At 64.2% G+C, this 22,443-nt stretch carries 20 protein-coding genes; 8 read left to right on the forward strand and 12 right to left on the reverse strand.

What is annotated here, in order from left to right; translation table 11 throughout:
- The first annotated feature begins 93 nt into the window (after window positions 1-93).
- Window positions 94-1,002 (forward strand): LysR family transcriptional regulator, encoded by a 909-nt coding sequence (locus RUGAMON1_RS14610; protein ID WP_445231200.1) that lies wholly within the window; start codon window positions 94-96, stop codon window positions 1,000-1,002.
- Between the two features lie 82 nt (window positions 1,003-1,084).
- Entirely contained in the window at window positions 1,085-1,567 is a 483-nt protein-coding gene (locus tag RUGAMON1_RS14615) for an SRPBCC family protein (protein ID WP_445231201.1), read from the forward strand.
- Here RUGAMON1_RS14615 and RUGAMON1_RS14620 read toward each other — a convergent pair.
- Complete coding sequence (locus tag RUGAMON1_RS14620; protein ID WP_445231202.1) at window positions 1,564-2,709, reverse strand: HD-GYP domain-containing protein; 1,146 nt, start codon at window positions 2,707-2,709, stop codon at window positions 1,564-1,566. The two genes, RUGAMON1_RS14615 and RUGAMON1_RS14620, sit on opposite strands and share 4 nt — an antisense overlap.
- Before the next feature lie 77 nt (window positions 2,710-2,786).
- A complete protein-coding gene (locus RUGAMON1_RS14625; protein ID WP_445231203.1) occupies window positions 2,787-4,229 on the reverse strand; it encodes a dihydrolipoyl dehydrogenase in 1,443 nt (480 codons plus the stop codon).
- A gap of 145 nt (window positions 4,230-4,374) precedes the next feature.
- Here RUGAMON1_RS14625 and RUGAMON1_RS14630 point away from each other — a divergent pair, with 145 nt between their 5' ends.
- A complete protein-coding gene (locus RUGAMON1_RS14630; protein WP_445231204.1) occupies window positions 4,375-5,265 on the forward strand; it encodes an ArgP/LysG family DNA-binding transcriptional regulator in 891 nt (296 codons plus the stop codon).
- A gap of 95 nt (window positions 5,266-5,360) precedes the next feature.
- On the opposite strand, the gene RUGAMON1_RS14635 is transcribed toward RUGAMON1_RS14630, so the two are convergent.
- Complete coding sequence (locus RUGAMON1_RS14635; protein WP_445231205.1) at window positions 5,361-7,394, reverse strand: primosomal protein N'; 2,034 nt, start codon at window positions 7,392-7,394, stop codon at window positions 5,361-5,363.
- Between RUGAMON1_RS14635 and RUGAMON1_RS14640 the strand changes: the two genes are divergently transcribed.
- Complete coding sequence (locus RUGAMON1_RS14640; RefSeq protein WP_445231206.1) at window positions 7,393-7,611, forward strand: hypothetical protein; 219 nt, start codon at window positions 7,393-7,395, stop codon at window positions 7,609-7,611. The genes RUGAMON1_RS14635 and RUGAMON1_RS14640 overlap by 2 nt on opposite strands.
- 588 nt (window positions 7,612-8,199) lie before the next feature.
- On the opposite strand, the gene hemE is transcribed toward RUGAMON1_RS14640, so the two are convergent.
- Window positions 8,200-9,282 carry a uroporphyrinogen decarboxylase gene (hemE, locus tag RUGAMON1_RS14645; protein WP_445231207.1) on the reverse strand — a complete coding sequence of 361 codons (1,083 nt, stop codon included), beginning with the start codon at window positions 9,280-9,282 and terminating at the stop codon, window positions 8,200-8,202.
- Window positions 9,283-9,396: 114 nt separating this feature from the next.
- Between hemE and RUGAMON1_RS14650 the strand changes: the two genes are divergently transcribed.
- From RUGAMON1_RS14650 to RUGAMON1_RS14665, 4 genes are all read left to right on the forward strand, one after another.
- Window positions 9,397-11,379, forward strand: coding sequence for a dipeptidyl-peptidase 5 (locus RUGAMON1_RS14650; RefSeq protein ID WP_445231208.1), 1,983 nt, complete (start codon window positions 9,397-9,399; stop codon window positions 11,377-11,379).
- A 6-nt stretch (window positions 11,380-11,385) separates the two neighbouring features.
- Complete coding sequence (locus tag RUGAMON1_RS14655) at window positions 11,386-15,549, forward strand: DEAD/DEAH box helicase (RefSeq protein WP_445231209.1); 4,164 nt, start codon at window positions 11,386-11,388, stop codon at window positions 15,547-15,549.
- 103 nt (window positions 15,550-15,652) lie between these two features.
- Window positions 15,653-17,611, forward strand: coding sequence for a DUF885 domain-containing protein (locus RUGAMON1_RS14660; protein WP_445231210.1), 1,959 nt, complete (start codon window positions 15,653-15,655; stop codon window positions 17,609-17,611).
- A 119-nt stretch (window positions 17,612-17,730) separates the two neighbouring features.
- A complete protein-coding gene (locus RUGAMON1_RS14665) occupies window positions 17,731-18,042 on the forward strand; it encodes a CCDC90 family protein (RefSeq protein WP_445231211.1) in 312 nt (103 codons plus the stop codon).
- Between the two features lie 2 nt (window positions 18,043-18,044).
- Here the strand turns inward: RUGAMON1_RS14665 and tatC are convergent, their stop codons facing one another.
- The 8 genes from tatC to hisA form a co-directional block, all read right to left on the reverse strand.
- Entirely contained in the window at window positions 18,045-18,800 is a 756-nt protein-coding gene (gene tatC, locus RUGAMON1_RS14670; protein WP_020703803.1) for a twin-arginine translocase subunit TatC, read from the reverse strand.
- Window positions 18,801-19,295, reverse strand: a complete 495-nt coding sequence (gene tatB / locus RUGAMON1_RS14675; RefSeq protein ID WP_445231212.1) for a Sec-independent protein translocase protein TatB — start codon at window positions 19,293-19,295, stop codon at window positions 18,801-18,803.
- A 39-nt stretch (window positions 19,296-19,334) separates the two neighbouring features.
- Complete coding sequence (gene tatA / locus RUGAMON1_RS14680) at window positions 19,335-19,538, reverse strand: Sec-independent protein translocase subunit TatA (RefSeq protein ID WP_026334731.1); 204 nt, start codon at window positions 19,536-19,538, stop codon at window positions 19,335-19,337.
- A 125-nt stretch (window positions 19,539-19,663) separates the two neighbouring features.
- Entirely contained in the window at window positions 19,664-20,035 is a 372-nt protein-coding gene (locus tag RUGAMON1_RS14685; RefSeq protein ID WP_176362069.1) for a histidine triad nucleotide-binding protein, read from the reverse strand.
- 22 nt (window positions 20,036-20,057) lie between these two features.
- Window positions 20,058-20,396 carry a phosphoribosyl-ATP diphosphatase gene (locus RUGAMON1_RS14690; protein ID WP_116991413.1) on the reverse strand — a complete coding sequence of 113 codons (339 nt, stop codon included), beginning with the start codon at window positions 20,394-20,396 and terminating at the stop codon, window positions 20,058-20,060.
- The gene (hisI, locus tag RUGAMON1_RS14695) at window positions 20,393-20,854 is read right to left on the reverse strand and encodes a phosphoribosyl-AMP cyclohydrolase (RefSeq protein ID WP_116991412.1); all 462 of its coding nucleotides are present in this window, start codon (window positions 20,852-20,854) and stop codon (window positions 20,393-20,395) included. The genes RUGAMON1_RS14690 and hisI overlap by 4 nt, the downstream gene beginning before the upstream one ends.
- Window positions 20,855-20,878: 24 nt before the next feature.
- Window positions 20,879-21,640, reverse strand: coding sequence for an imidazole glycerol phosphate synthase subunit HisF (hisF, locus tag RUGAMON1_RS14700; protein WP_332853874.1), 762 nt, complete (start codon window positions 21,638-21,640; stop codon window positions 20,879-20,881).
- A gap of 11 nt (window positions 21,641-21,651) precedes the next feature.
- Window positions 21,652-22,443 carry a 1-(5-phosphoribosyl)-5-[(5-phosphoribosylamino)methylideneamino]imidazole-4-carboxamide isomerase gene (gene hisA / locus RUGAMON1_RS14705; protein ID WP_116991410.1) on the reverse strand — a complete coding sequence of 264 codons (792 nt, stop codon included), beginning with the start codon at window positions 22,441-22,443 and terminating at the stop codon, window positions 21,652-21,654.

Below are 22,443 nucleotides of genomic sequence, written 5' to 3' on the forward strand. Positions count from 1 at the left end.
CCAGATAAAAGTTTTGATGGACGCAGTATGAATCGCCGCATTGTGTTTGATAATTGGCATAATGATGAAATCATTCTTCATTAAATCAATAAAATGGCTCTGGACCTGACTGACGTGGCGCTGTTTGTGCGGGTTTGCGCGACCCGCAACCTGTCCGCTGCCGGACGCGAGTTCGGCCTGTCGCCGGCCGCCTCCAGCACCCGCATGGCGCAGCTGGAAAAGCAGCTGGGCGCGCGCCTGCTGCACCGGACCACGCGCCAGATCACCGTGACGCAGGACGGCGAAGTGTTCCTGGAACACGCGGTGGCGCTGCTGGATGCGGCCGAGCAGGCCTCGGCGGCGGTCGGCCACGGCAACGCCCAGCCGCAGGGCTTGTTGCGGGTGGCGGCCTCGGTGACGTTCGGGCGGCTGTACCTCGTGCCGGAGGTGGCGCAATTCCTGGACGAACACCCCGGCGTGCAGCTGGACCTGCGCCTGTCCGACGGCACCCACGACCTGGCGGCGGACGGCATCGACGTCGCCATCCGCATCGGCCCGCTGCGCGATTCGGCGCTGGTGGCGCGGCCGCTGGCGCCGAGCAAGCTGGTGTTGTGCGCCTCGCCCGACTACCTGCGCCGGCGCGGCGTGCCGCAGCAGCCGGCCGACCTGTTGCAGCACGAATGCCTGGTGCTGCAAGCGATGAACCCGTGGCGGCTGCGCGAGCGCGACGGCAGCGAGCTGCTGCTGCGCGTGGGCGGCCGCTTCCGCAGCGACAACGGCGAGGCGCTGCGCGACGCCGGCATCGCCGGGCTGGGCATCGGCCTGGTGTCGACCTGGCTGGTGGCGGAGCAGTTGCGCAGCGGCGCGCTGGTGCGGGTGTTGCCGGGCTACCAGACCACCGATTCGGTGATTTCCGCCGTCTACCTGAACCGCCGTTTCCTGCCGCCCAAGAGCCAGGCCTTCATCGACTTCTTCAGCCGGCGTTTCGGGCCGGAACCCTACTGGGATGAGGGCATCGCCTGAGCGGGCGCAGGAGCGATGGCGTCATTTGCGTTACCATGCGGGGATGAGGCGCACGTGCGCCTGCCTTAAACATGGTTGCCCTATGAAATTCGAACATTTAATTGAAATTAACGACCCGCTGAATCCGCTGATCGATGCGCTCAGCCTCGAACAGCTGTGGAGCGGCCTGGTGCTGCGCGCCGAATCGCCGAAACTGTTCGTGCCGCACCTGGACGAATGCGTCATCGACGAGCGCGTCGAGAACGGCTTCCGCCGCCGCCTGACCTACGGCAAGCTGGTCATCGAAGACCGCGTGGTATTGGAGCCGATGCGCCAGGTGCGCTACGAAGTGGCGGCGCAGCAGGACATCAGCCAATCGAGCCTGACGATGACCATCGAAACGCCGACCGCCGACACGCTGTACGTGCGCTTCCAATACGACGACGGCCATGACGCGGCGACCGACGCCGCCAACGCGATGTACGACGATTTCCGCCGCTCCGCCTACCAGGAGTCGGATATCGACACCATCCGCGTGCTGCGCGACCTGGCGCAGCAAGGCCGGCTGGGCGCGCTGCTGAACTAGTACTCGCCTACGGCGGCGCTGCGGCCCCACACCTGCTCCAGGCGCAGCGGCGGCGCCTGCAGCGTGGCCAGCTGCGCAAGGCTGAGTACCTCGCGGATGCCGTGCATCTCGGCGCGCGTATCGCGTTGCAGGAACACCTCCAGCGGTGCGCCGCGCGGGCCGATCACCGATTCCACATGCGGCGTGGTCGACTGCAGGCCGCGGCGCGACACCACGCCGATCTCGCCGTTGATCAAGCGCACCCAGGTGCCGATGGGATAGATGCCCAGCTCGCGTATCAGCAGCGCGGCCAGGTTGCCGTCCACCGTCACGTTCGATTCCAGCAGCAGGTCGCGCAGGGCGGCGTGCGGGGTCATGGTCTTGCGCCAGGCGCGCTCGGCCACGCGGGCGCAGTAGCGGTCGGCCAGCGCCAGCAGCCGGGCCAGCGGCGGGATCTGCGCGCCCGACTTGCGCAGCGGATAGCCGCTGCCGTCTTCGTTTTCATGGTGATGCAGGATGCAGTCCAGCCAGGCCTGGTCGGCGATGCCTGCCAGGCGCAACAACTGCACGCCGGCTTCGGGATGGGCTTGCACCGCGGCGCGGTCGGCGGCGCTCAGTTCGAGGCGGCTGTCCTGCAGGCGCTGGTGCTGCTCCAGCATGGCGACGTTCATCGTCAGCGCGGCCAGCGTCAGGCTCGCGGTCTCTTCCGGCGACAGCTGCTTCGCCTTGGCCAGAAATTGTGCGACGACGGCGGTGTCGATGCAATGACGCACGGCGTAGGGCGCGGCGCGCTGATTGTGCAGGATGGTGGCAACGGCCACGTCGGCATTGACGGCCACGGCATCGGTGACCAGCAGCGCCACCTCGTCCAGGCGGCGGCGCAGGTCGGGCGGCGCGGCGCGGCGCGACACCGCTTGCAACAGTGTTTGCAGCTCCAGGCTGGCGGCATTCAGCTTGCGCAGTGCCGAGTCCGGCTCGCGGGCTGTTTCATACTGCCCGCTGTGGTCCTCGAACGAACCGCGCTCGACCAGATAATCGATCTGATTGGCGCTGGCGATCATATGCCCTTTGCGGACCAGCAGGGCGCCGTTTTCGCCGTACACATTCCACGGTATCAGCATGCCCAGCTTCAGATCGGCTGCCGTGACTTTACGTATCTTCATTGCCGTTGATAAAAAACCATCGAGCCAGCAGCATACGGGGTTTTAGTGACAATGTGTGAGATTGTTGTATTTTGAGCCTAGGGCGCTGGCGTGCAATCGATGCAGCCACAGTCGTGCGCCGGGGCGTTGGCCAGCTGGTGCGCCAGGTCGCGCAGGGCGGTGCGCACGCCTTCCTCCACCACCGGGTGATAGAAGGGCATGTCCAGCATGGCGCTGACGGTCAGCCCGGCCTGGCAGGCCCAGGACAGCAGGTGGCCGATGTGCTCGGCGCGCGGGCCGATCATCTCGGCGCCCAGGAAGCGGCCGGTGGCGTGTTCGGCATACACGCGCAGCATGCCCTTGTTTTGCAGCATCACGCGGCTGCGGCCCTGGTTTTCAAACGACACCTTGCCGACTGCGAAGCGGCCGGCGTAGGTCGCGCACAACTCCTGGTAGCTGGCGCCCAGCGTCGCGATCTGCGGCTCGGTGAAGGCGACGGTCAGCGGCGTGCGGCGCAGGCCGGGTTGCACGGCCGGGTAGCGCGCCGCGTTGTCGCCGGCGATGCGGCCCTGGTCGGCCGCTTCCGGCAGTTGCGGCCGTTCGTTGTCGGCGTCGCCGGCGATGAAGATGGAACTACTGCCACACTGCATGGTCTGCTGGTCGTACAGCGGAATGCCGTGATGGTCACGCTCCAGCCCGGTGTTTTCCAGTCCCAGCTTGTGCACGTTCGGACGCCGGCCGATGGCCGACAGCAGGTAGCTGAACTGCTCGGTGCGCTGCACGCCGTCGCCATCCTCGCTGGTGACGGCCAGGCCGTCGCCCTGCTGCACCACGCGCACCACCTTGGTTTCGAAACGCACGTCGAGCTCGTCGGCCATGGCGCGGCGCGCCACGTCCAGCACGTCCGGGTCGCTGAGCTGGGCGACGCTGCCGCCACGGCCGAACACGGTGACCCGCACGCCCAGCCGCGCCAGCGCCTGGCCCAGCTCCAGGCCGATGACGCCGGTGCCGGCCACGGCGATCGAGGCCGGCAGGTCGTCCCAGTAAAACACCTCGTCGCTGGTGATCACGCGCGGGCCAGCCTCGCGCCATTCGTCCGGCACGATGGGCGTGGAACCGGTGGCGATGACGAAGCGCTCCGCCTCGATCAGCGTGTGATCGTCGATTTGCAGCTGGGTCGCGCTGAGGAAGCGCGCATGGCCGTGGATCTTGTCCTCGGCCGGATAGCCGTCGACGCTCTCGACGACGAAGCCGACAAACCGGTCCCGTTCGCTGCGCACGCGCGCCATCACGGCCTTGCCGTCGATGCGGACCTGACCCGGATGCACGCCGAAGGCCGGCGCCGCGTGCAGCGCGTGGGCCGCCTCGGCCGCCGCGATCAGCAGTTTGCTCGGCATGCAGCCGACGCGGGCACAGGTGGTGCCGTAGACGTTGGATTCGATCAGCAGGGTTTTCTTGCCGCCGGTGGTGGCGGCGCGGTAGGCGGTCATGCCGGCGGTGCCGGCGCCGATGACGGCGACTTCGGTGCGTAGCGTTTTCATTTTCCAGAGTCTACACCGTTTGGCCGGACGGCATATTCGGCCCAAAGGCAAGTTTTACCACGCACGATACGTGTAATCGAGTTTTACTTAAAAGCAAAAGAGTATTAGTATCACTTATCGTTTCCAATTTATATAAGTACAGCTTATGGGCTCACTCGACTACCGCGCACTGGCCGTGCTGGACGCTGTTGCCAGCCAGGGCAGCTTTGAAAAGGCCGCTTTGGCGCTGGGCATCAGCCAGTCCGCCGTTTCGCAACGCATCAAGGCGTTGGAGGACGCCGCCGGCCGCTTGCTGATCGTGCGCGGCCAGCCGGCCGTGCCGACCGGCCTGGGCCAGCGGCTGGTGTCGCACCATCGCAACGTCAGGCTGATGGAAGCGGCGCTCGATATTGATCTGGGTCACAAGGTGAGCATGCCGGAGCTTGCGCTGGCGGTCGATGCGGCCAGTCTGGCGACCTGGTTTCCCATGAGTTTGCAGCCCTTGCTGTCGCCGCCGCGCTGCCAGTTGAAGGTGCAGCTGGCCGACCAGCGGATGGCGCTGCACCTGGTGCAGGAAGGCAGCGTGTTCGGCAGCATCGCCGTGGCCCAGGAGCACCCGGACCAGCACGCCAACGGGCCGGACGTCACGCCGCTGGGCAAGATGCGCTATGTGTGCGTGGCCACGCCGGCGTTTGCCGGCCACTGGTTCGGCGACGGATTCTCGCTGGATGCGGCGCGGCTGGCGCCCGCCGTGGTCAGCGACCAGGACATGATGACCGGCTTCCTGCACACGGTGCTGGAACTGAACGGCCCGTATCCGCACCACACCATGCCGCAGTCGGCCGCCACCACCGAGTGCATCTACGGCAGCCTGGCGTACGGCCTGATGCCGCTGATCCAGGTATCCGGCGCGCTGGCGGCCGACCGCCTGGTCGACCTGGCGCCCGGCCACCACATCGACGTTGCGCTGAACTGGCACGCGTGGAACCTCGACACCCCGTTCACCCGCGCGCTGACCGAGCAGATCGTCGCCACCGCCCAGCGCTTCTTGCTTTAAACCATGGGGGTCAGATCTGACATCTGGACACGAGCTCATGCTTTAAGAGCGATGACGGCTGAATCCGTGTCCGAATGTCAGATCTGACCCCGATGTTAAATATCCAACGGATCGACTTCCAGCGACCACTTCACGCGGCTCTTCATTTCCCGCAGAGTGAGTAGCCACTCTCGCAGAAACGCTTGCAGCATCGGCCTCGATGGCGATTCCACCAGCAACTGCGCGCGGTCGACGTTGTGCACCCGCGTCATGCTCATCGGAATCGGATCGTTGATCGTGATGCCCTGATGCTCGACGCAATCGCGGGCGATGGTCAGGAATTCGATGGCCGTGGCCAGCTCCGGCGCCTCGGCCCGCAGCAGCGCCTGGAACAGATACGGCGGCAACGCTGCCTGTTCGCGCTCCTCCAGCAGGGCCGAGGCGAAATGGTCGTAATCGTGGTTCACCACCGCGCCGTACAGCGGATGCTGCGGGTAGCGGGTCTGGATCAGCACCTCGCTGGCGCTGCCGCCTTCGGTCTGGGCAGAACGGCCGGCGCGGCCCGCCACCTGCATCAATTGCGCGAACAGGCGCTCACTGGCGCGGTAGTCCTGCGAAAACAGCGCCGTATCCGGGTTCAGGATGCCGACCAGGGTCAGCTTTTTAAAGTCATGCCCCTTGGCCACCATCTGCGTGCCGATCAGGATATCGACCTCGCCCCGGTGCACCGTCTCGAAGGCGGCCTGGGCGCTGCCCTTCTTGCGGGTGGAATCGGCGTCGATGCGCAGCACCCGCGCTTCCGGGAACATGGCTTGCAAGCCTTCCTCCACGCGCTGCGTGCCGCGCCCCAGCGGTTGCAGATCGACGTTGCCGCAGGTCGGGCAATGGCGCGGGATGCGCATCTCCAGGCTGCAATGGTGGCAGCGCAGCCGGTGCTCGGGACGGTGCAGCACCATGAACGAGGTGCAGCGCGTGCATTCGCTGATCCAGCCGCACGATTCGCAGCAGATCACCGGCGCATAGCCGCGCCGGTTCAGGAACAGCAGCGATTGTTCGCCGCGCTCCATGCGCTGTTTGATCGCCGCGATTAAGTGGGACGTCAGCCCGTCCTTGGGCTTGTCGCGCTCCATGTCCAGCAGCTTCACTTGCGGCAGCACGGCGTTCTTGACGGCCCGTTCGCGCAGCTCCAGCTTGCGGTAGCGGCCGGACTGGGCGTGGTGCCAGCTCTCCAGCGACGGCGTGGCCGAGCCCAGCACGATGGGTATGCCCAGCTGCCAGGCGCGCCACACGGCCAGGTCGCGCGCCGAGTAGCGCAGGCCTTCCTGCTGCTTGTACGAGGGATCGTGCTCCTCGTCGATGACGATCAGCTTGAGGTTCGGCAGCGAGGCCAGGATCGCCAGCCGCGTGCCCAGTACAATGCGCGCCTTGCCCTGGTGAGCGGCCAGCCAGTGCAGCATGCGCTCGCCTTCGGACAGGCTGCTGTGCAAGGTCGCCAGCATCACGCCGGGGAAGCGCGCGCGGATATTGCCTTCGAGCTGCGGCGTCAGGTTGATTTCGGGCACCAGGATCAGGATCTGCGCGTCCGCATCGCGCGCCAGCACCTGCGCGCAGGATTGCAGGTAGACCTCGGTCTTGCCGCTGCCGGTGACGCCGTACAGCAGAGTCGGCTTAAAACCGACCGCGCCGCCGATGGCGTCCGCCGCCTCCTGCTGCGACGGATTAAGTTGCGGCATGTTCAGCGGCGTGCCGTCGTGCGGCGCGTCCAGCTTGGCCAGCTTCTTCAGCGCCCGGTCCAGCGCCACCGTGGTCAGCACGCGCAGGTTCTTCGGCAAGCCCGGCAGCGCCACCTCGCCCAGCGGACGCTGGTAATAGTCGGCGGCAAAGCCGGCCAGCGCCAGCCATTCCGGCGACAGCGGCCCCAGCTGGCTGCGCACGGCCAGCGCGTCCTTCAGCTTTTCGGCCGGCACATCGGTCTCGGCCGCCACGCCGACGATCAAGCCCATCACCTCGCGGCGGCCGAATGGCACCAGCGCCAGCTGGCCGACCTGCGGCTGCTCTGCCGCGTCGCAATGCCAGCGGTAGTCGAAAATCGCGTTCAGCGGCGTATCAAGCGCAATCTGAAGGATGCAATGGTGGAAAAGGCCCTGCATGGATCCCGTCACAGTAGAAAATTATTGCGGCAACTGGGCGCAAATACCGCCCTCACTGGGGCGCTTTGAAGTATCCACAGTTTTTGTGGATAACTTTGTGGACAAAGGAATCTTAATCCCCGGAAAGCATAGACTTCTGGCTTCGCATCGTCGTAAACCGGGCAAAAATTCAAAATTATTTCTCTTTAAAATCAAAGACTTGGAAAATGCTTCCTAGGAGAAGAAAAATTCGTGTTTTTTCTCAGCCGCTGTGCATAAGTGAAGTATTTAGGATGCATTTTTTGCCGAAATCAAGCATTTTTTTGAACTTATCCACCGATATTGCAAAGCACAATACGCTACTTCCGGTGGACCGCATTGGACATACCTTATGTGTAAGGTTTGTCTGTTCACAACTTCGTTATCACGGCCTAAACTTTGCTCAAAAATCGTGCAACGCAACATAAACCTCAGGCAAAACAGCAACATTATGGCTAAGTCACGGTTTACTAAGTACTTTTATTTTTTATCCACAGTTTTTGTGGATAACTTTGTGGACAATGAGGAAATAAACTAGTTTCAGCGCACAGTCAAGGTTTACGACTTGCCATGTATTGCCTCTTCGACCACAAATTTTATCCTTCATAATCAATGACTTGCAACATCCTCACGGGCTAGCAAAAAAGCCCTGCCCAATATTTCCGCAGTTAAAAAAATTGTGCATAAGTCGGTTTTACTGAGTCGTGAACACCAATGAAAAAACCCCCATCCGCACCGAGCGCGATCTTGAGCGCGTTCAGGCTGATGGGGGTTTTGGGAAATTACATCAGGATGCGCGCTGGGCCTTGCTGTAGCTGTGAACGGCTTCGACCATCGCGGCGACGTTCTCCGGCGGGGTGAACTGGGAGATGCCGTGGCCCAGGTTGAACACATGGCCATTGCCGTCGGTCGGCTTGCCGTAGGCGTCGAGTACCTTGTGCACTTCGGCGCGGATCTGCTCCGGGCTGGCGAACAGGATGGCCGGGTCCAGGTTGCCCTGCAGGCCGACCTTGTGGCCGACCAGCTTGCGCGCCTGGGTCAGGTTGACAGTCCAGTCCAGGCCGACCGCGTCGGCGCCGATGTCGGCGATCTGCTCGATCCACTGGCCGCCGCCCTTGGTGAAGACGATGGCAGGAATCTTGACGCCGTCTTTGTCACGTTTCAGCAGGGAAACAACCTGCTGCATGTATTTGAGCGAGAACTCCTGGTAGGCGCCGTCCGCCAGCGCGCCGCCCCACGAGTCGAACACCATCACCGCCTGGGCGCCGGCGTCGATCTGGGCGTTCAGGTACTCGGCCACCGCCTTGGCGTTGATGGACAGGATGTGGTGCATCAGGTCCGGGCGGTTGTACAGCATCGTCTTGATGGTGTGGAACTCGCGCGAGCCCTGGCCTTCGACCATGTAGCAGGCCAGCGTCCACGGGCTGCCGGAGAAGCCGATCAGCGGCACGCGGCCGTTCAATTCGGTGCGGATCTGGGTCACGGCCTTGAACACATAGTCCAGCGAGCCCAGTTCCGGCGCGCGCAGGGCCAGCACGTCGGCCTCGGTTTTCAGCGGACGCTCGAATTTCGGGCCTTCGCCTTCGACGAAGTACAGGCCCAGGCCCATCGCGTCCGGCACCGTCAGGATGTCTGAGAACAGGATGGCCGCGTCCAGCGGGAAGCGGTCCAGCGGCTGCAGGGTGACTTCGGTGGCGTAGTCCGGATTGGTGGCCAGGCCCATGAAGGAGCCGGCCTTGGCGCGCGTGGCGCGGTATTCCGGCAGGTATCGCCCCGCCTGGCGCATCAGCCACACAGGCGTGTGGTCGGTCGGCTGGCGCAACAACGCGCGCAAGAAGGTGTCGTTCTGGAGCGGGGCAAATTGTGGCATGAAAGGCAATCGAAATCGGTCAAAAGACTATTATCGCATCCTGAGCGGATTTTTTTTGCTGGATGATAGTCCGTTCATTCTCTATCATGCGTAGCACCCGACTTTGGAGACGCCATGACATCCGCTGGATCGACAACAAGCACCATCACCGCGCCCTACGGCGCCTGGCCATCGACCATCAGCGCCGCGCGCGTGGCCGCCGGCGCCACGCCCCTGTCCACGCTGATGCTGGGCGGCGCCGATGGCAGCGATATCTTCTGGCTGGCCGGACGCGCCGCCGAAGCGGGCCGCAACACCCTGCTGCGCCACCATGGCGTGACCACCGGCGAACTGACGCCGGCCCCCTTCAATGTGCGCAGCCGGGTACACGAATACGGCGGCGGCGCCTATACGGTGGACGGCGATACCATCTATTTTTCGCATTTTGCCGACAACGTCGTCTACAAACTTGATGTAGCCGACGACGGCGCGGTCCCCGTGGCGATGACCAGGGCCGGCAAGCAGCGCTTCGCCGACTTCGTGGTGGACCGCGCGCGCGGGCGCCTGATCGGTGTGCGCGAGCTGCATCGGGATGACGCGGGCGACGCCCACGCCCAGCCGTCCAACACCATCTGCGCCATCGACGCCGACGGCGGCGAGACCGTGCTGGCGCAAGGCGCCGACTTCTACTCCTCGCCGCGCCTGTCGCCGGACGGCCGCTCGCTGGCCTGGCTGAGCTGGGACCATCCGCGCATGCCATGGCAGGGCACCACGCTGTGGCTGGCCGACATCGGCGACGACGGCGCGCTGGCCACGCCGGTGCGCATCGCCGGCGGCGCCGAGGAATCGGTGTGCCAGCCCGAATGGTCGCCGGACGGCCTGCTGCACTTCGTCTCCGACCGCAGCGGCTGGTGGAACCTGTACCGCCTGTGCCGCGAACGCGATCGCACCGAAGGCCTGTGCCCGATGGAGGCGGAATTCGCCTCGCCGCACTGGACCTTCGGGAACTCGATGTACGGCTTCCGCTCGGCCTCCGAAATCATCTGCACTTACATCGACAAGGGCGTGAGCCGCCTGGCGCGCCTGCTGCCGGGCAGCGGCAAGCTGGAAGCGATCGCCAACCCCTACGAGGAAATCCGCGAACTGCGCGTCGCCAAAGGCTACATCGCCATGCTGGCCGGCGGCCCGACCATCCCGATGGAACTGGCGCGCATCGACTTCACCGAGGAGGGCGTGGAGATCCTGGCGCAATCGATCGAAGAACTGCCGGAGGAAGACTACCTGTCCATCCCCGCCAGCATCAGCTACGCCAGCGCCAACGGCCGCACCTCGCACGCCTTCTTCTACCCGCCGCGCAACCGCGACGTGACGGCGCCCGAAGGCAGCAAGCCGCCGGTGATCGTTATCAGCCACGGCGGCCCGACCGGCATGACCGTCAACACGCTGAACCTGAAAACCCAGTACTGGACCAGCCGCGGCTTCGGCGTGCTGGACGTGAACTACGGCGGCAGCACCGGCTTCGGCCGCGCCTACCGCGACCTGCTCAAGGGCCAGTGGGGCATCGTCGACGTCGAGGACTGTGTGGCCGGCGCTCAGGCGCTGGTCGAGCGCGGGCTGGCCGACGGCGAGCGCCTGATCATCCGCGGCGGCAGCGCCGGCGGCCTGACCACGCTGTGCGCGCTGACCTTCCACAATGTGTTCAAGGTGGGCGCCAGCTACTACGGCGTGTCCGACCTCAAAGGGCTGGACCAGGACTCGCACAAGTTCGAATCGCACTACAATGAGTACCTGATCGCGCCGCAGCCTCAGGCCGAGGCGCTGTACCAGGCCCGCTCGCCGATCAACCACACCGACAAGCTGGCGCGCCCGATGATCTTTTTCCAGGGCCTGGACGACAAGGTGGTGCCCCCGCAGCAATCGGAAATGATGGTCGATGCGCTGAAGGCGCGCGGCGTGCCGGTGGCCTACGTGCCGCTGGAAGGCGAAGGCCACGGCTTCCGCAAGGGCGAGAACATCGTCCGCACCTTGGAAGCGGAACTGTATTTCTACCAACGGATGTTTGGCCTGCACGATCCTGCGGCCACGCCGCCGGTACACATCGTTAACCTGAAAGACTGACCCCGCATGGCCGACGCTAAGCTGCTCGCCGAATTTGACGCGCTGGAATTCAACGAAAAAATGATACTGGCGCTGCTCGCCCTGATCGGCGAGCCGGTGGGACGCACGGCCATCCTCGATCACCTGAACCACGCCCGCATCGAGGACAAGGACGGCAATGCCTACGGCGTCGGCACGCTGGACGAATCGATGCGCAAGCTGGAACGGCTGGCCTTCATCAGCATCGTGACGGGACGGGGCTTCGTCTGCAATCCCAAGCTGCGCTGGCCGGCGATGCGCGCCTCCATCGGCACCCACGCGCTGGACGACTTGTGCAGCGCCTACGACGAGCTGACGCCGATGCGCCAGACCTGGAACAGCTTCGAGCCGCGCAGCTACCGCGCCGGCATGGCGCGCCTGCGCATGGGCCTTTTGCGTGGCCTGGCGCCGCAGCAGATCCAGCCGATACTGGCGTTCTGCCTGGGCAGCTACGAAGCGGCGCAGCTGCATCCCATCGTCGACATCTTCGGCCGTCCCTTCGAGCCGGGCATGCTGGCGCGCGTGCATCCGCTGCTGCAGGACGACGTGCTGATGGTGCTGCTGCAAAACGCCCAGCATGAATTCCTCACGGTGCCGGTGATCCGCGAATTCTGCGAGCAGCACATGCAGCGCCGCCTGGCCGCCAAGGACGACATCAGCCCCGAACTGCGCATGGCGCTGGCCGAGGATGCGCTGCTGTGCGGCCGCCTGGACGACGCCAAGCGCTACCTGGAGCGCACCGCCGGCCCGCAAAGCCAGTACCTCGCCAGCGCGGTGGTGCTGCTGCGCGGCGCCAGCGGCGCGGCCATCGTCGGCTTCGACGCGGCGCTGAAGACGCTGCGCCGCGACACCGGCAAACGCAAGCACCTGTTCACCGGCATGGCCGGCTACCTGTACCTGCTGGCGATGCTGCGCAGCGGCGATGCCAAGCACCTGAAGGCGGCCGAGGCTTATCTCGAAATCGCCGTGCGCATGCCGCAGAATCACGACACCGCCGTGCATCAGCAAATCGACATGCTGCGCCAGATCCGCGCGGGCACCATGCAAACCGACGCCGTTGCGGCGCTGGCTTGGGACAACAGCCTGCAAACGCAGATGTTCCAGTGCCTGCTGTATTTCTGGTTGTCGCTGCCGCAGCTGTCCGAGCGCAAGGCGCAATTGCAGGAGCTGGCGCAGAACGCCGAGCGCGCGGGCTACCTGTTCATCGCCGGGCAAGCCGCCTGCCTGCTGGGCCATCTGGGCGACGTCGAGCAGCAGCGCCACGCCAACGCGCTGCGCTCGCGCCTCGGCTATCCCGACCTGAGCGTGTGGTTCGAGCGCCAGGAAGCGTGGCAGCGGCAGCTGACGGCGCTGATCAATCTCCAGCAGCCCGCCACCGCCGATGCCGCCGGCAGCACGCGCCTGGTGTGGATGCTGAACTACGATAGCCGCCACGGCCTGACCGACGTCGCGCCGGTGGAGCAGAAGCGCGATGCGCGCGGCCTGTGGAGCAAGGGCCGCGCCGTCGGCCTGAAACGGCTGCGCTTCGAGGCAGAGCAATTCGACTTCCTGACGCCGCAGGACATCCGCGCGTCCGAGGCGATATCGGTGGCGCACCGCAGCTACCAGTCCAGCGGCCTGGCCTACGAAATCGATCCGCAGCGCGCCGCATCGGCGCTGATCGGCCATCCGCTGCTGTTCTGGGCCGACGCGCCGGATACGCGCGTGGAAATGCTGGCTGGCGAACCTGAGCTGCTGATCAAGAAAAGCCCCGGCAACCTGGAACTGCGCCTGCAACCGCCGATCCCGGACGACAGTTCCTCTGTCATCGTCAGCAAGGAGACGCCGACCCGCCTGCGCGTGGTCACCATCCTCGACGAGCACCGCCGCATCGCCGCCATCGTCGGCGACGGCTTGAACGTGCCGGCCCACGCGGAGCAGCAGGTGCTGCATGCGATCAGCTCCATCTCGTCGCTGGTGACGGTGCAGTCGGAAATCGGCGGCGCCGCGCCGGACATGGAACAGGTGGAGGCCGACATGCGGCTGCACCTGCACCTGCTGCCCTACCAGCACGGCCTGAAGATGCAGGTGCTGGTACGTCCGCTGGCCAACGGCGCCTACTACGCGCCCGGCGCCGGTGCGGACAGCGTGATCGCCGACGTCAACGGCAAGCCGGTGCAGGCGCGCCGCAAGCTGATCGACGAACGCGACGCCGAGCGCGAACTGATCGCCAAGTGCCCGGTGCTGGAATCGGCCGAACAGGAACACGGCGAATGGCTGCTGGGCCAACCGGCGCTGTGCCTGCAACTGCTGGTGGAACTGCAGGAGATGAACCCGGACACCATCGTGCTGGCCTGGCCGGAAGGCGAAAGCTTCCGCGTGACCGCCAAGGTGGAGACCAAGCAGCTGCGCCTGGCCATCAAGAGCAACAAGGACTGGTTCGCGGCCAGTGGCGAATTGCAGATCGACGAAGGCAAGGTCATGGATCTGAAAACGCTGCTGGAGCTGATGCAGAAGAGCCAGAGCCGCTTCGTGGAACTGGGCGAGAACCGCTACCTGGCGCTGACCGAGGAGCTGCACCGCCGGCTGATGGAAGTGTCGGTCTACGGCGAGATCACCGAGGACGGCGTGCGCGTGCATCCGCTGGCGTCGTTCGCGCTGGAGGAGCTGGCCGACGATATCGGCGGCCTGAAATCGGACAAGCTGTGGAAGGAACACCTGGCGCGCATGGAAGCGCAGGCGGCCTTCGTGCCGCAGCTGCCAACCACGCTGCAGGCGGAACTGCGCGACTACCAGCTGGAAGGCTTCAACTGGCTGTCGCGCCTCGCCAGCTGGGGCGTGGGCGCCTGCCTGGCTGACGATATGGGCCTGGGCAAAACGCTGCAGGCGCTGGCGCTGATCCTGTCGCGCGCACCGCAAGGCCCGACCCTGGTGGTGGCGCCGACCTCCGTCTGCATGAACTGGATCAGCGAAGCCGCGCGCTTTGCGCCGACCCTGAACGTGAAGCTGTTCGGCCCCGGCGACCGCGCCGAGACCATGTCCACCTTGCAGCCCTACGACCTGGTGGTGACCAGCTACGGCCTGCTGCAACTGGAATCCGCGCTGTTCGCCGGCGTGCAGTGGAACACCATCGTGCTGGACGAAGCGCAGGCGATCAAGAACGGCGCCACCAAGCGCTCGCAGGCCGTGATGGCGCTTAAGGGCGACTTCCGCATGATCGCCACCGGCACGCCGCTGGAGAACCATCTGGGCGAGCTGTGGAACCTGTTCCGCTTCATCAATCCAGGCCTGCTGGGCAGCATCGAGCAATTCAACCTGCGCTTCGCGGCGCCGATCGAAAAACCGCAGGACCATCGCGCCGAAGTGGGCGCGCGCAACCGCCTGCGGCGCTTGATCCAGCCCTTCATGCTGCGCCGGACCAAGGCGCAGGTGCTGACCGAACTGCCGTCGCGCACCGAGATCACGATGGAGGTCGACCTGTCTGCGGACGAGACGGCGCTGTACGAATCGCTGCGCCGCGCCGCGCTGGAAAACCTGGCCGCCGTCGAAGGTCCGGCCGAGAAGAAGTCGATCCAGATCCTGGCCGAGATCATGCGGCTGCGGCGCGCCTGCTGCAACCCGAACCTGGTGGCGCCGGAGCTGGGCCTGGCCAGCAGCAAGCTGGCGGCCTTCGCGCACTTGCTGGAAGGGCTGCTGGAAAACCGCCACAAGGTGCTGGTGTTCAGCCAGTTCGTCGACCACCTGTCGCTGATCCGCGCCCACCTGGACGCCAACAACATCGGCTATCAATACCTGGACGGCTCGACGCCCATGGCCGAGCGCAAGAAGCGGGTCGACCTGTTCCAGGCCGGCGAGGGCGATGTGTTCCTCATCAGCCTGAAGGCGGGCGGCGTCGGCATCAACCTGACCGCGGCCGACTACGTGATCCACATGGACCCGTGGTGGAATCCGGCGGTGGAAGACCAGGCCTCGGACCGCGCGCACCGCATGGGCCAACTGCGGCCGGTCACCATCTACCGGCTGGTGGCGCGCCACACCATCGAGGAAGGCATCGTCGACCTGCACCAGCACAAGCGCGACCTGGCCGACAGCCTGCTCGAGGGCAGCGATGTGTCGGGCCGCATGTCGGCCTCCGAGATGTTGAACATGCTGCAAGAAGGAATGCGAAAGTAGACGTCCGGTTACAAACCGGATGTGCTCAAACCGGCGGATTAGTGATAATCTCCTCCGCTTCGGCCCGGTACGCCGGGCCACTTTATCGACAAGGCTGTTCAAGATGATCAAGACAAATATCGCACTGGCTGTATTGATGACGACGCTCGCCGTCGCACCAGCCGGCGCCACCACGCACCACAAGACAACTCATACCTCGGCCAAGAGCAGCAGCCACACGGCCCACGCGAAAAGCGGCAAGTCCGGCAAGAGCGCCAAAGCCAGCAGCAAAGGCAGCAGTAAAAGCAGCAGCAAAGGTAGCAGCAAGCACGGCAAGGCAAAAGCCGTCGCCGCCACCGCCGCAGTGGCCGCCGTCGCCGCGCCGTCGCTGAAGCCTTCCGGCACGCCGGAGCGCCGCCAGGACCGCTCCTTCGACGGCCAGAGCAGTCAGTTCCTCAACGCGCTGTGGCGCATCGATTCGGAAAGCGCGATCTACGCCGGCAAGTACGACACCGCCGCCACGCTGTCCATCCCCGACAAGGCCGGGCAAGCCAAGGAGCTGGCCTTCATCGACGAATGGAAGCAGCGTTTCGGCGCGATCAACGCCAGCCAGCTGTCGGCCAAGCAGCGCACCGACCTGGCGCTGCTGATCAACAAGCTCGACAGCGACCGCTTCCGCCTGACCACCCTGAAGGAATACGAGTGGAATCCGGCCAGCTACAACGTGGCCGGCCCGATCGACCTGATCCTGAACACCGAATACGCGGCCCAGCCGCAGCGCCTGCGCACCCTGCTCAAGCGCATTGCCGGCATCCCGGCCTACTACGAGGCGGCGCGCGCCAACATCGTCAATCCAACGCGTGAGCACACGCGCCTGGCGATCGCGCAGGCGCCCGGCGTGCAGACCTTGCTGACCGAGGTGGACAAGGCGGCGCAGGCGTCGATCCTGACGCCGGTGGAGAAGCAGCTGTTCACGAAGCGCGTCAACGCGGCGCTGACGGCGGTCGACGGCTATGTGGCCTTCCTGACCGAGATGGACAAGCAGATGGACACCAGCGGCCGCCGTACCTTCCGTCTGGGTAAGGAGCTGTACGAACAGAAGTTCGCCTTCGACATCCAGTCAGGCAGCACCGCCGAGCAAACCTACCAGAAGGCGCTGGCCGCGCGCGAAGAGCTGCTGGCCAATATGGACCGCATCTCCGACGAGCTGTGGGACAAGACCATGGGTTCCACCGCCAAGCCGGCCGACCGCTTTGCCAAGATCGGCATGGTGATCGACAAGCTGTCCGAACGCCATGTCAAGCGCGAGGATTTCTTCGCCGAGATCCGCCGCCAGGTGCCGGTGCTGCAGGACTGGGTGATCAGCCACAACCTGCTGACGCTGGATCCGAAGAAGCAGCTGGAAGTGCGCGCGACGCCTGCCTACCAGGCCGGCGTGGCGGGCGCCAGCATCGATGCGCCGGGGCCGTATCGTCCGCAGGACCGCACCTACTACAACGTGACGCCGCTCGACGGCGCGACGCCGGAAGCGGCCGAGAGCAGCCTGCGCGAGTACAACTACTGGATCTTGCAGATCCTGAATATTCATGAGGCGATACCGGGCCACTATGCGCAGCTGGTGTATGCGAACAAGTCGCCGTCTATCGTCAAATCCATCTTCGGCAACGGCGCGATGGTGGAGGGCTGGGCGGTGTACGGCGAGCGCATGATGCTGGAGTCCGGCTACGGCGACAACGCGCCGGAGATGTGGCTGATGTATTCGAAGTGGAACCTGCGCAGCGTGACCAACACCATCCTCGATTACAGCGTGCACGTGCTGGGCATGACCGAGGAACAGGCGATCGACCTGCTGACGCGCCAGGCCTTCCAGACGCGCAGCGAGGCGGTGGAGAAATGGCATCGGGTGCAGGTGTCGTCGGTGCAGCTGACCAGCTATTTCAGCGGCTACAGCGAGATCATGGAATTGCGCGAGCAGCGCAAGCAGCAGCTGGGCGCCAAGTTCAATCTGAAGGAATTCCATGAGCAATTCCTGAGCTACGGCAGCGCGCCGGTGCGGGTGATCAAGGGCTTGATGACGCAGTAGAGCCGCAGGCGTTTACGCGCACTTGAGTGCGCGCAAACGACTCATCCATTGATTCGATACGCTAGTGAACCGGCTCGCATTCGGGCCGGTTTCTGCTACGATTAAATCAGGGAGCGGTCATGAACATGCCTATTAAATTCGACACTCTTTCATACGCCAGAAAACTTGAGGAAGCAGGGCTGCCTCAGCAGCAAGCCGAGGCCCAGTCACTAGCCTTGCGCGACGCGTTGGCCGAGTCCACTGTTACGCCCGGTGATCTGCTATTGCTGAAAACGGATGTCATCGCTCGGATAGAGATACTGCGCAGCGATATGCAAGCGCAGATCGACGCGTTGAAAGAACACATGAATGCCAGGTTCAACACGCTTTACATGCTGACCGGGCTGTCCTTGGTGCTGCACGTAGTCACACTAGTGAAGCTGTTTTCCTGACGTCAGGCCTTCTCTTCCGGCGCCGTCGACATGCGCACGAACATCGGCGCGACCAGCAGGCCCAGTTCGAACAGCAGGCACATCGGAACCGCCAGCGAGAACATGCTGACCGCATCAGGCGGCGTGACGATCGCGGCGATCACGAAGGCACCCACGATGGCGTAAGGCCGTATCTCTTTCAGCTTGGCCACGCTGACCAACCCCATACGCACCAAAATCACCACCACCACCGGCACCTCGAAGGTGGCGCCGAACGCCAGGCACATCGACATGACGAAATCCAGGTAGTTCTCGATATCCGGCGTCACCGCGATCGAATGGGGCGAAAACTCGGAGATGAACTGGAACACGCGTCCGAACACCAGGAAGTAGCAGAACGCCACGCCGGCCATGAACAGCACCGACGACGAAATCACCAACGGCGCGATCAGGCGCTTTTCATGCGCGTACAACCCCGGCGCCACGAAGGCCCACAGCTGGTACAGCACCCAAGGCAGCGACAGGATGATGGAAATGACCAGCGTCACCTTCATCGGCACCAGGAACGGCGAGATCACGCCGGTGGCGATCATCTTCGAGCCGACCGGCAGCGAGGCGATCATCGGCCGCGCGATGAAGTCGTAGATCTGCGACGGACCGGGCCAGATCATCAGCGCGATGCAAACAATCGCAATCCCGATCGACGCCTTGACCAAGCGGTCGCGCAATTCGATCAGGTGAGAGATAAAGGTCTCTTCGCCCTTTTCAGGTGTAGTCATTTAGTAGAACGAAGAAGAGGAGTTGCTGCCGGGGCGGAAGCGCGCCACGCGCGCGGCGCCGGAGGTCACGTGCATCTTGCCGCCGTGACGCTGCTTGTACCAGCCGGGGATGGCCGAATTGCGCACCAGCTTCTTGCGGCGGAACTCGCGCGCCTTGCGCGACAGGTCGTCGGTGGTGACGTGACTGATGCTCGGCGTGTGGATGGTCGGCGTGTCGTGCCAGGCGTTTTCCACCTCGGCCGCGTGCTGCGACATCGAACTTTCGACGTCCGCCTTCACGCTCTCGGCCGCCGCCTGCACTTCCTTCTGGAGGTTTTTCAACTCTTCCAGTTCGATTTCGCGCGAGACTTCGGATTTGACTTCGTTCAGGTAGCGCTGGGCGCGGCCGTACAAGGTCCCGGCCATGCGCGCCACCTTGGGCAGCTTTTCAGGACCGATGACGATCAGCGCAACCACGCCGATCACAGCAAGTTTGGTAAGACCGAGATCGATCATAAGGGTGTTTCAGCCCGAAGGGAGCGCAGCTCCCCCAGCTTACTTCTTCTCTTTAGCGTCGACGTCGATGGTGCCGGGAGCGGCTGGCGCGGCCGGCTTGTCGTCGTCGCCCTTGACGCCATCCTTGAAGCCTTTAACGGCCTTGCCGATGTCCGAACCCATATTGCCCAGTTTTTTGGTGCCGAAAACCAGCATCACAATTACCAGGACGATCAACCAATGCCAAATACTGAATGAACCCATCATATTCCCCTTGCAAGGCGCATGCGCCCAAATTATCCGTTGATTCGAGAACTGCTGCGACAGTATAAGCGAACCGCAGCCTGTCATGTAGATGTCATGCGGCTATCGATATAACGCCATTGCGCTTAGCGTTGTCCGCGCCAGGGGTGCGGGCCGCCGATCACGTGCAGATGTAAATGGTACACCTCCTGGCCGCCGTTGGGACCACTGTTAATCAGCGTCTTGTAACCGCCGGTCGGCGAACCGTCCGCATCATAGCCCACGCCACAGCCGGCTTCCTCTGCCAGACGGGGGGCCAGCGCCAGCATCTTGCCCAGCAGCGGCGCTTCGTTGGCGCTGCAATCCGACAAGGTCGAGAAATGTTTCTTCGGGATCAGCAGCAAATGCACCGGCGCGGCCGGGTTGATGTCCTTGAAGGCCAGCAGGTCTTCATCTTCGTAGACGATGGCTGAGGGGATTTTCTTTTCGGCTATTTTGCAAAACAGGCAATTTTCCACAACGACTCCGTAAATGGGGGGATTATTCCTTGCGGGCGGCTTTTTCGTCGATGCCGGAGACGCCCTCGCGGCGCGCCAGCTCGTCGAGCACCTGCTGCGGCTTGAGGTCGAACTGGGCCAGCAGCACCAGCGTATGGAACCACAGGTCGGCCACCTCGTACAGCACCTTGCCGCTGTCGCCGCCGGCGCGCGCATCCTTGGCGGCCATGACGGTTTCGGTGGCTTCCTCGCCGATCTTCTTCAGGATGGCGTCGTCGCCCTTGGCGAACAGCTTGGACGTGTAGGACGTCGCGGGATCGCCCCCGTTGGCCAGTTTGCGCGACTCGATGATGTCGGCCAGGCGGTCCAGGATAGTGCTCATGTCGATTTCTTTGCTTTGGTTTTCGCCACGGTGGCGGGGGTGTAGATTTCCGACGGGTCTTTCAGCACCGGCTCGGTGTTCTGCCAGTCGCCTTCCAGCGCGTCGCCTTCGAACTTCTGGAAGAAGCAGGAATGGCGGCCGGTATGGCAGGCGATGCCACCGGCCTGCTCGATCTTCAGAAGCACCACGTCTTCGTCGCAGTCGAGGCGGATTTCCAGCACCTTCTGCACGTGGCCGGACTCCTCGCCCTTGTGCCACAGCTTCTTGCGCGAGCGGCTCCAGTAGACGGCCTCGCCCAGCTCGACCGTTTTGGCCAGCGCGTCGCGGTTCATCCAGGCGAACATCAACACATCGTTGCTGCCCGCTTCCTGGGCGATGACCGGCACCAGGCCGTGCTCGTCCCACTGGATTTTCTTCAGCCATTTAGCCTTGGCCAAGGCGCTTGCGGTGATCGACATCTTACTTTCCCAACTGTTATGAAACTACGCCAGGCGCATCGGAATGCCCTGCTGCGCCATGAAGCGCTTGGCTTCCTGCACGGTGTGCTGGCCGTAGTGGAAGATACTGGCCGCCAGCACCGCGTCGGCCTTGCCCAGCTTGATGCCGTCGGCCAGGTCCTGCAGGCCGCCGACGCCGCCCGAGGCGATCACCGGGATGCCGACCGCGTCGGACACGCCGCGCGTCAGGCCCAGGTCGAAGCCGGACTTGGTGCCGTCGCGGTCCATGCTGGTCAGCAGGATTTCGCCGGCGCCCAGCTGTTCCATTTTCCTGGCCCATTCGATGGCGTCGATGCCGGTGGCCTTGCGGCCGCCGTGGGTGAACACTTCCCACTTGCCCGGCGCGATCTGCTTGGCGTCGATCGCCACCACGATGCACTGCGAGCCGTGCTTTTGCGAGGCGTCGAACACCAGCTGCGGATTCGACACCGCCGACGAGTTCATGCTGACCTTGTCGGCGCCGGCGTTGAGCAGGCGGCGCACATCGGCCACTTCGCGCACGCCGCCGCCCACCGTCAGCGGGATGAACACTTGCGAAGCGACGGCTTCGATGATGTCCAGGATCAGGCCGCGGTTGTCGCTGGTGGCGGTGATGTCGAGGAAGGTCAGTTCGTCGGCGCCCTGCTCGTCGTAGCGGCGGGCGATTTCCACCGGGTCGCCGGCGTCGCGCAGCTCGGTGAAGTTGACGCCTTTGACGACGCGGCCATTGGTCACGTCCAGGCAGGGGATGATGCGTTTAGCGAGCATGGTATTTAACTTTAGTTTTCTTCCGAGTCGACTTCCAGGTCGCCGCTCAGTTCATCCGCGCGCAACTGGGCCGAAGCCAGGTCGATGGTGCCTTCGTAAATCGAACGGCCGCAGATCACGCCTTCGATGCCTTCGTCCTGGACAGCGCACAGCGCTTCGACGTCGCCCAGGTTGTGCAGGCCGCCCGAGGCGATGACCGGGATCTTGACCGCCTGCGCCAGCTTGACGGTGGCCTCGATGTTCACGCCGCCCATCATGCCGTCGCGGCCGATGTCGGTGTAGATGATCGATTCGACGCCGTAGGCTTCGAACTTCTTGGCCAGGTCGATCACTTCGTGGCCGGACATCTTGCTCCAGCCGTCGGTGGCGACCTTGCCGTCCTTGGCGTCCAGGCCGACGATGATGTGGCCGGGGAAGGCGCCGCAGGCGTCATGCAGGAAGCCCGGCTCTTTGACCGCGGCGGTGCCGATGATGACGTAGCTGATGCCAGCGTCCAGGTAGCGCTCGATGGTGTCGAGGTCGCGGATGCCGCCGCCCAGCTGCACGGGGATTTCATCCAGGTCGTTTTCTTCGGCGTACTCCTGCACCACTTTCAGGATGGCCTTGACCGCGCCTTCGTTCTTCGGCTTGCCGGCGAAGGCGCCGTTCAGGTCGACCAGGTGCAGGCGGCGCGCGCCTTGCTTGAGCCAATGCAGGGCCATGTCGGCCGGGTCTTCGGAAAATACGGTGGCGAGTTCCATATCGCCTTGTTTCAAGCGAACGCAGTGACCGTCTTTGAGGTCGATGGCAGGAATGAGCAGCAT

Source organism: Duganella rhizosphaerae (assembly GCF_040364205.1).
In the GTDB taxonomy this organism is placed as follows: Bacteria; Pseudomonadota; Gammaproteobacteria; order Burkholderiales; family Burkholderiaceae_D; genus Rugamonas; species Rugamonas rhizosphaerae.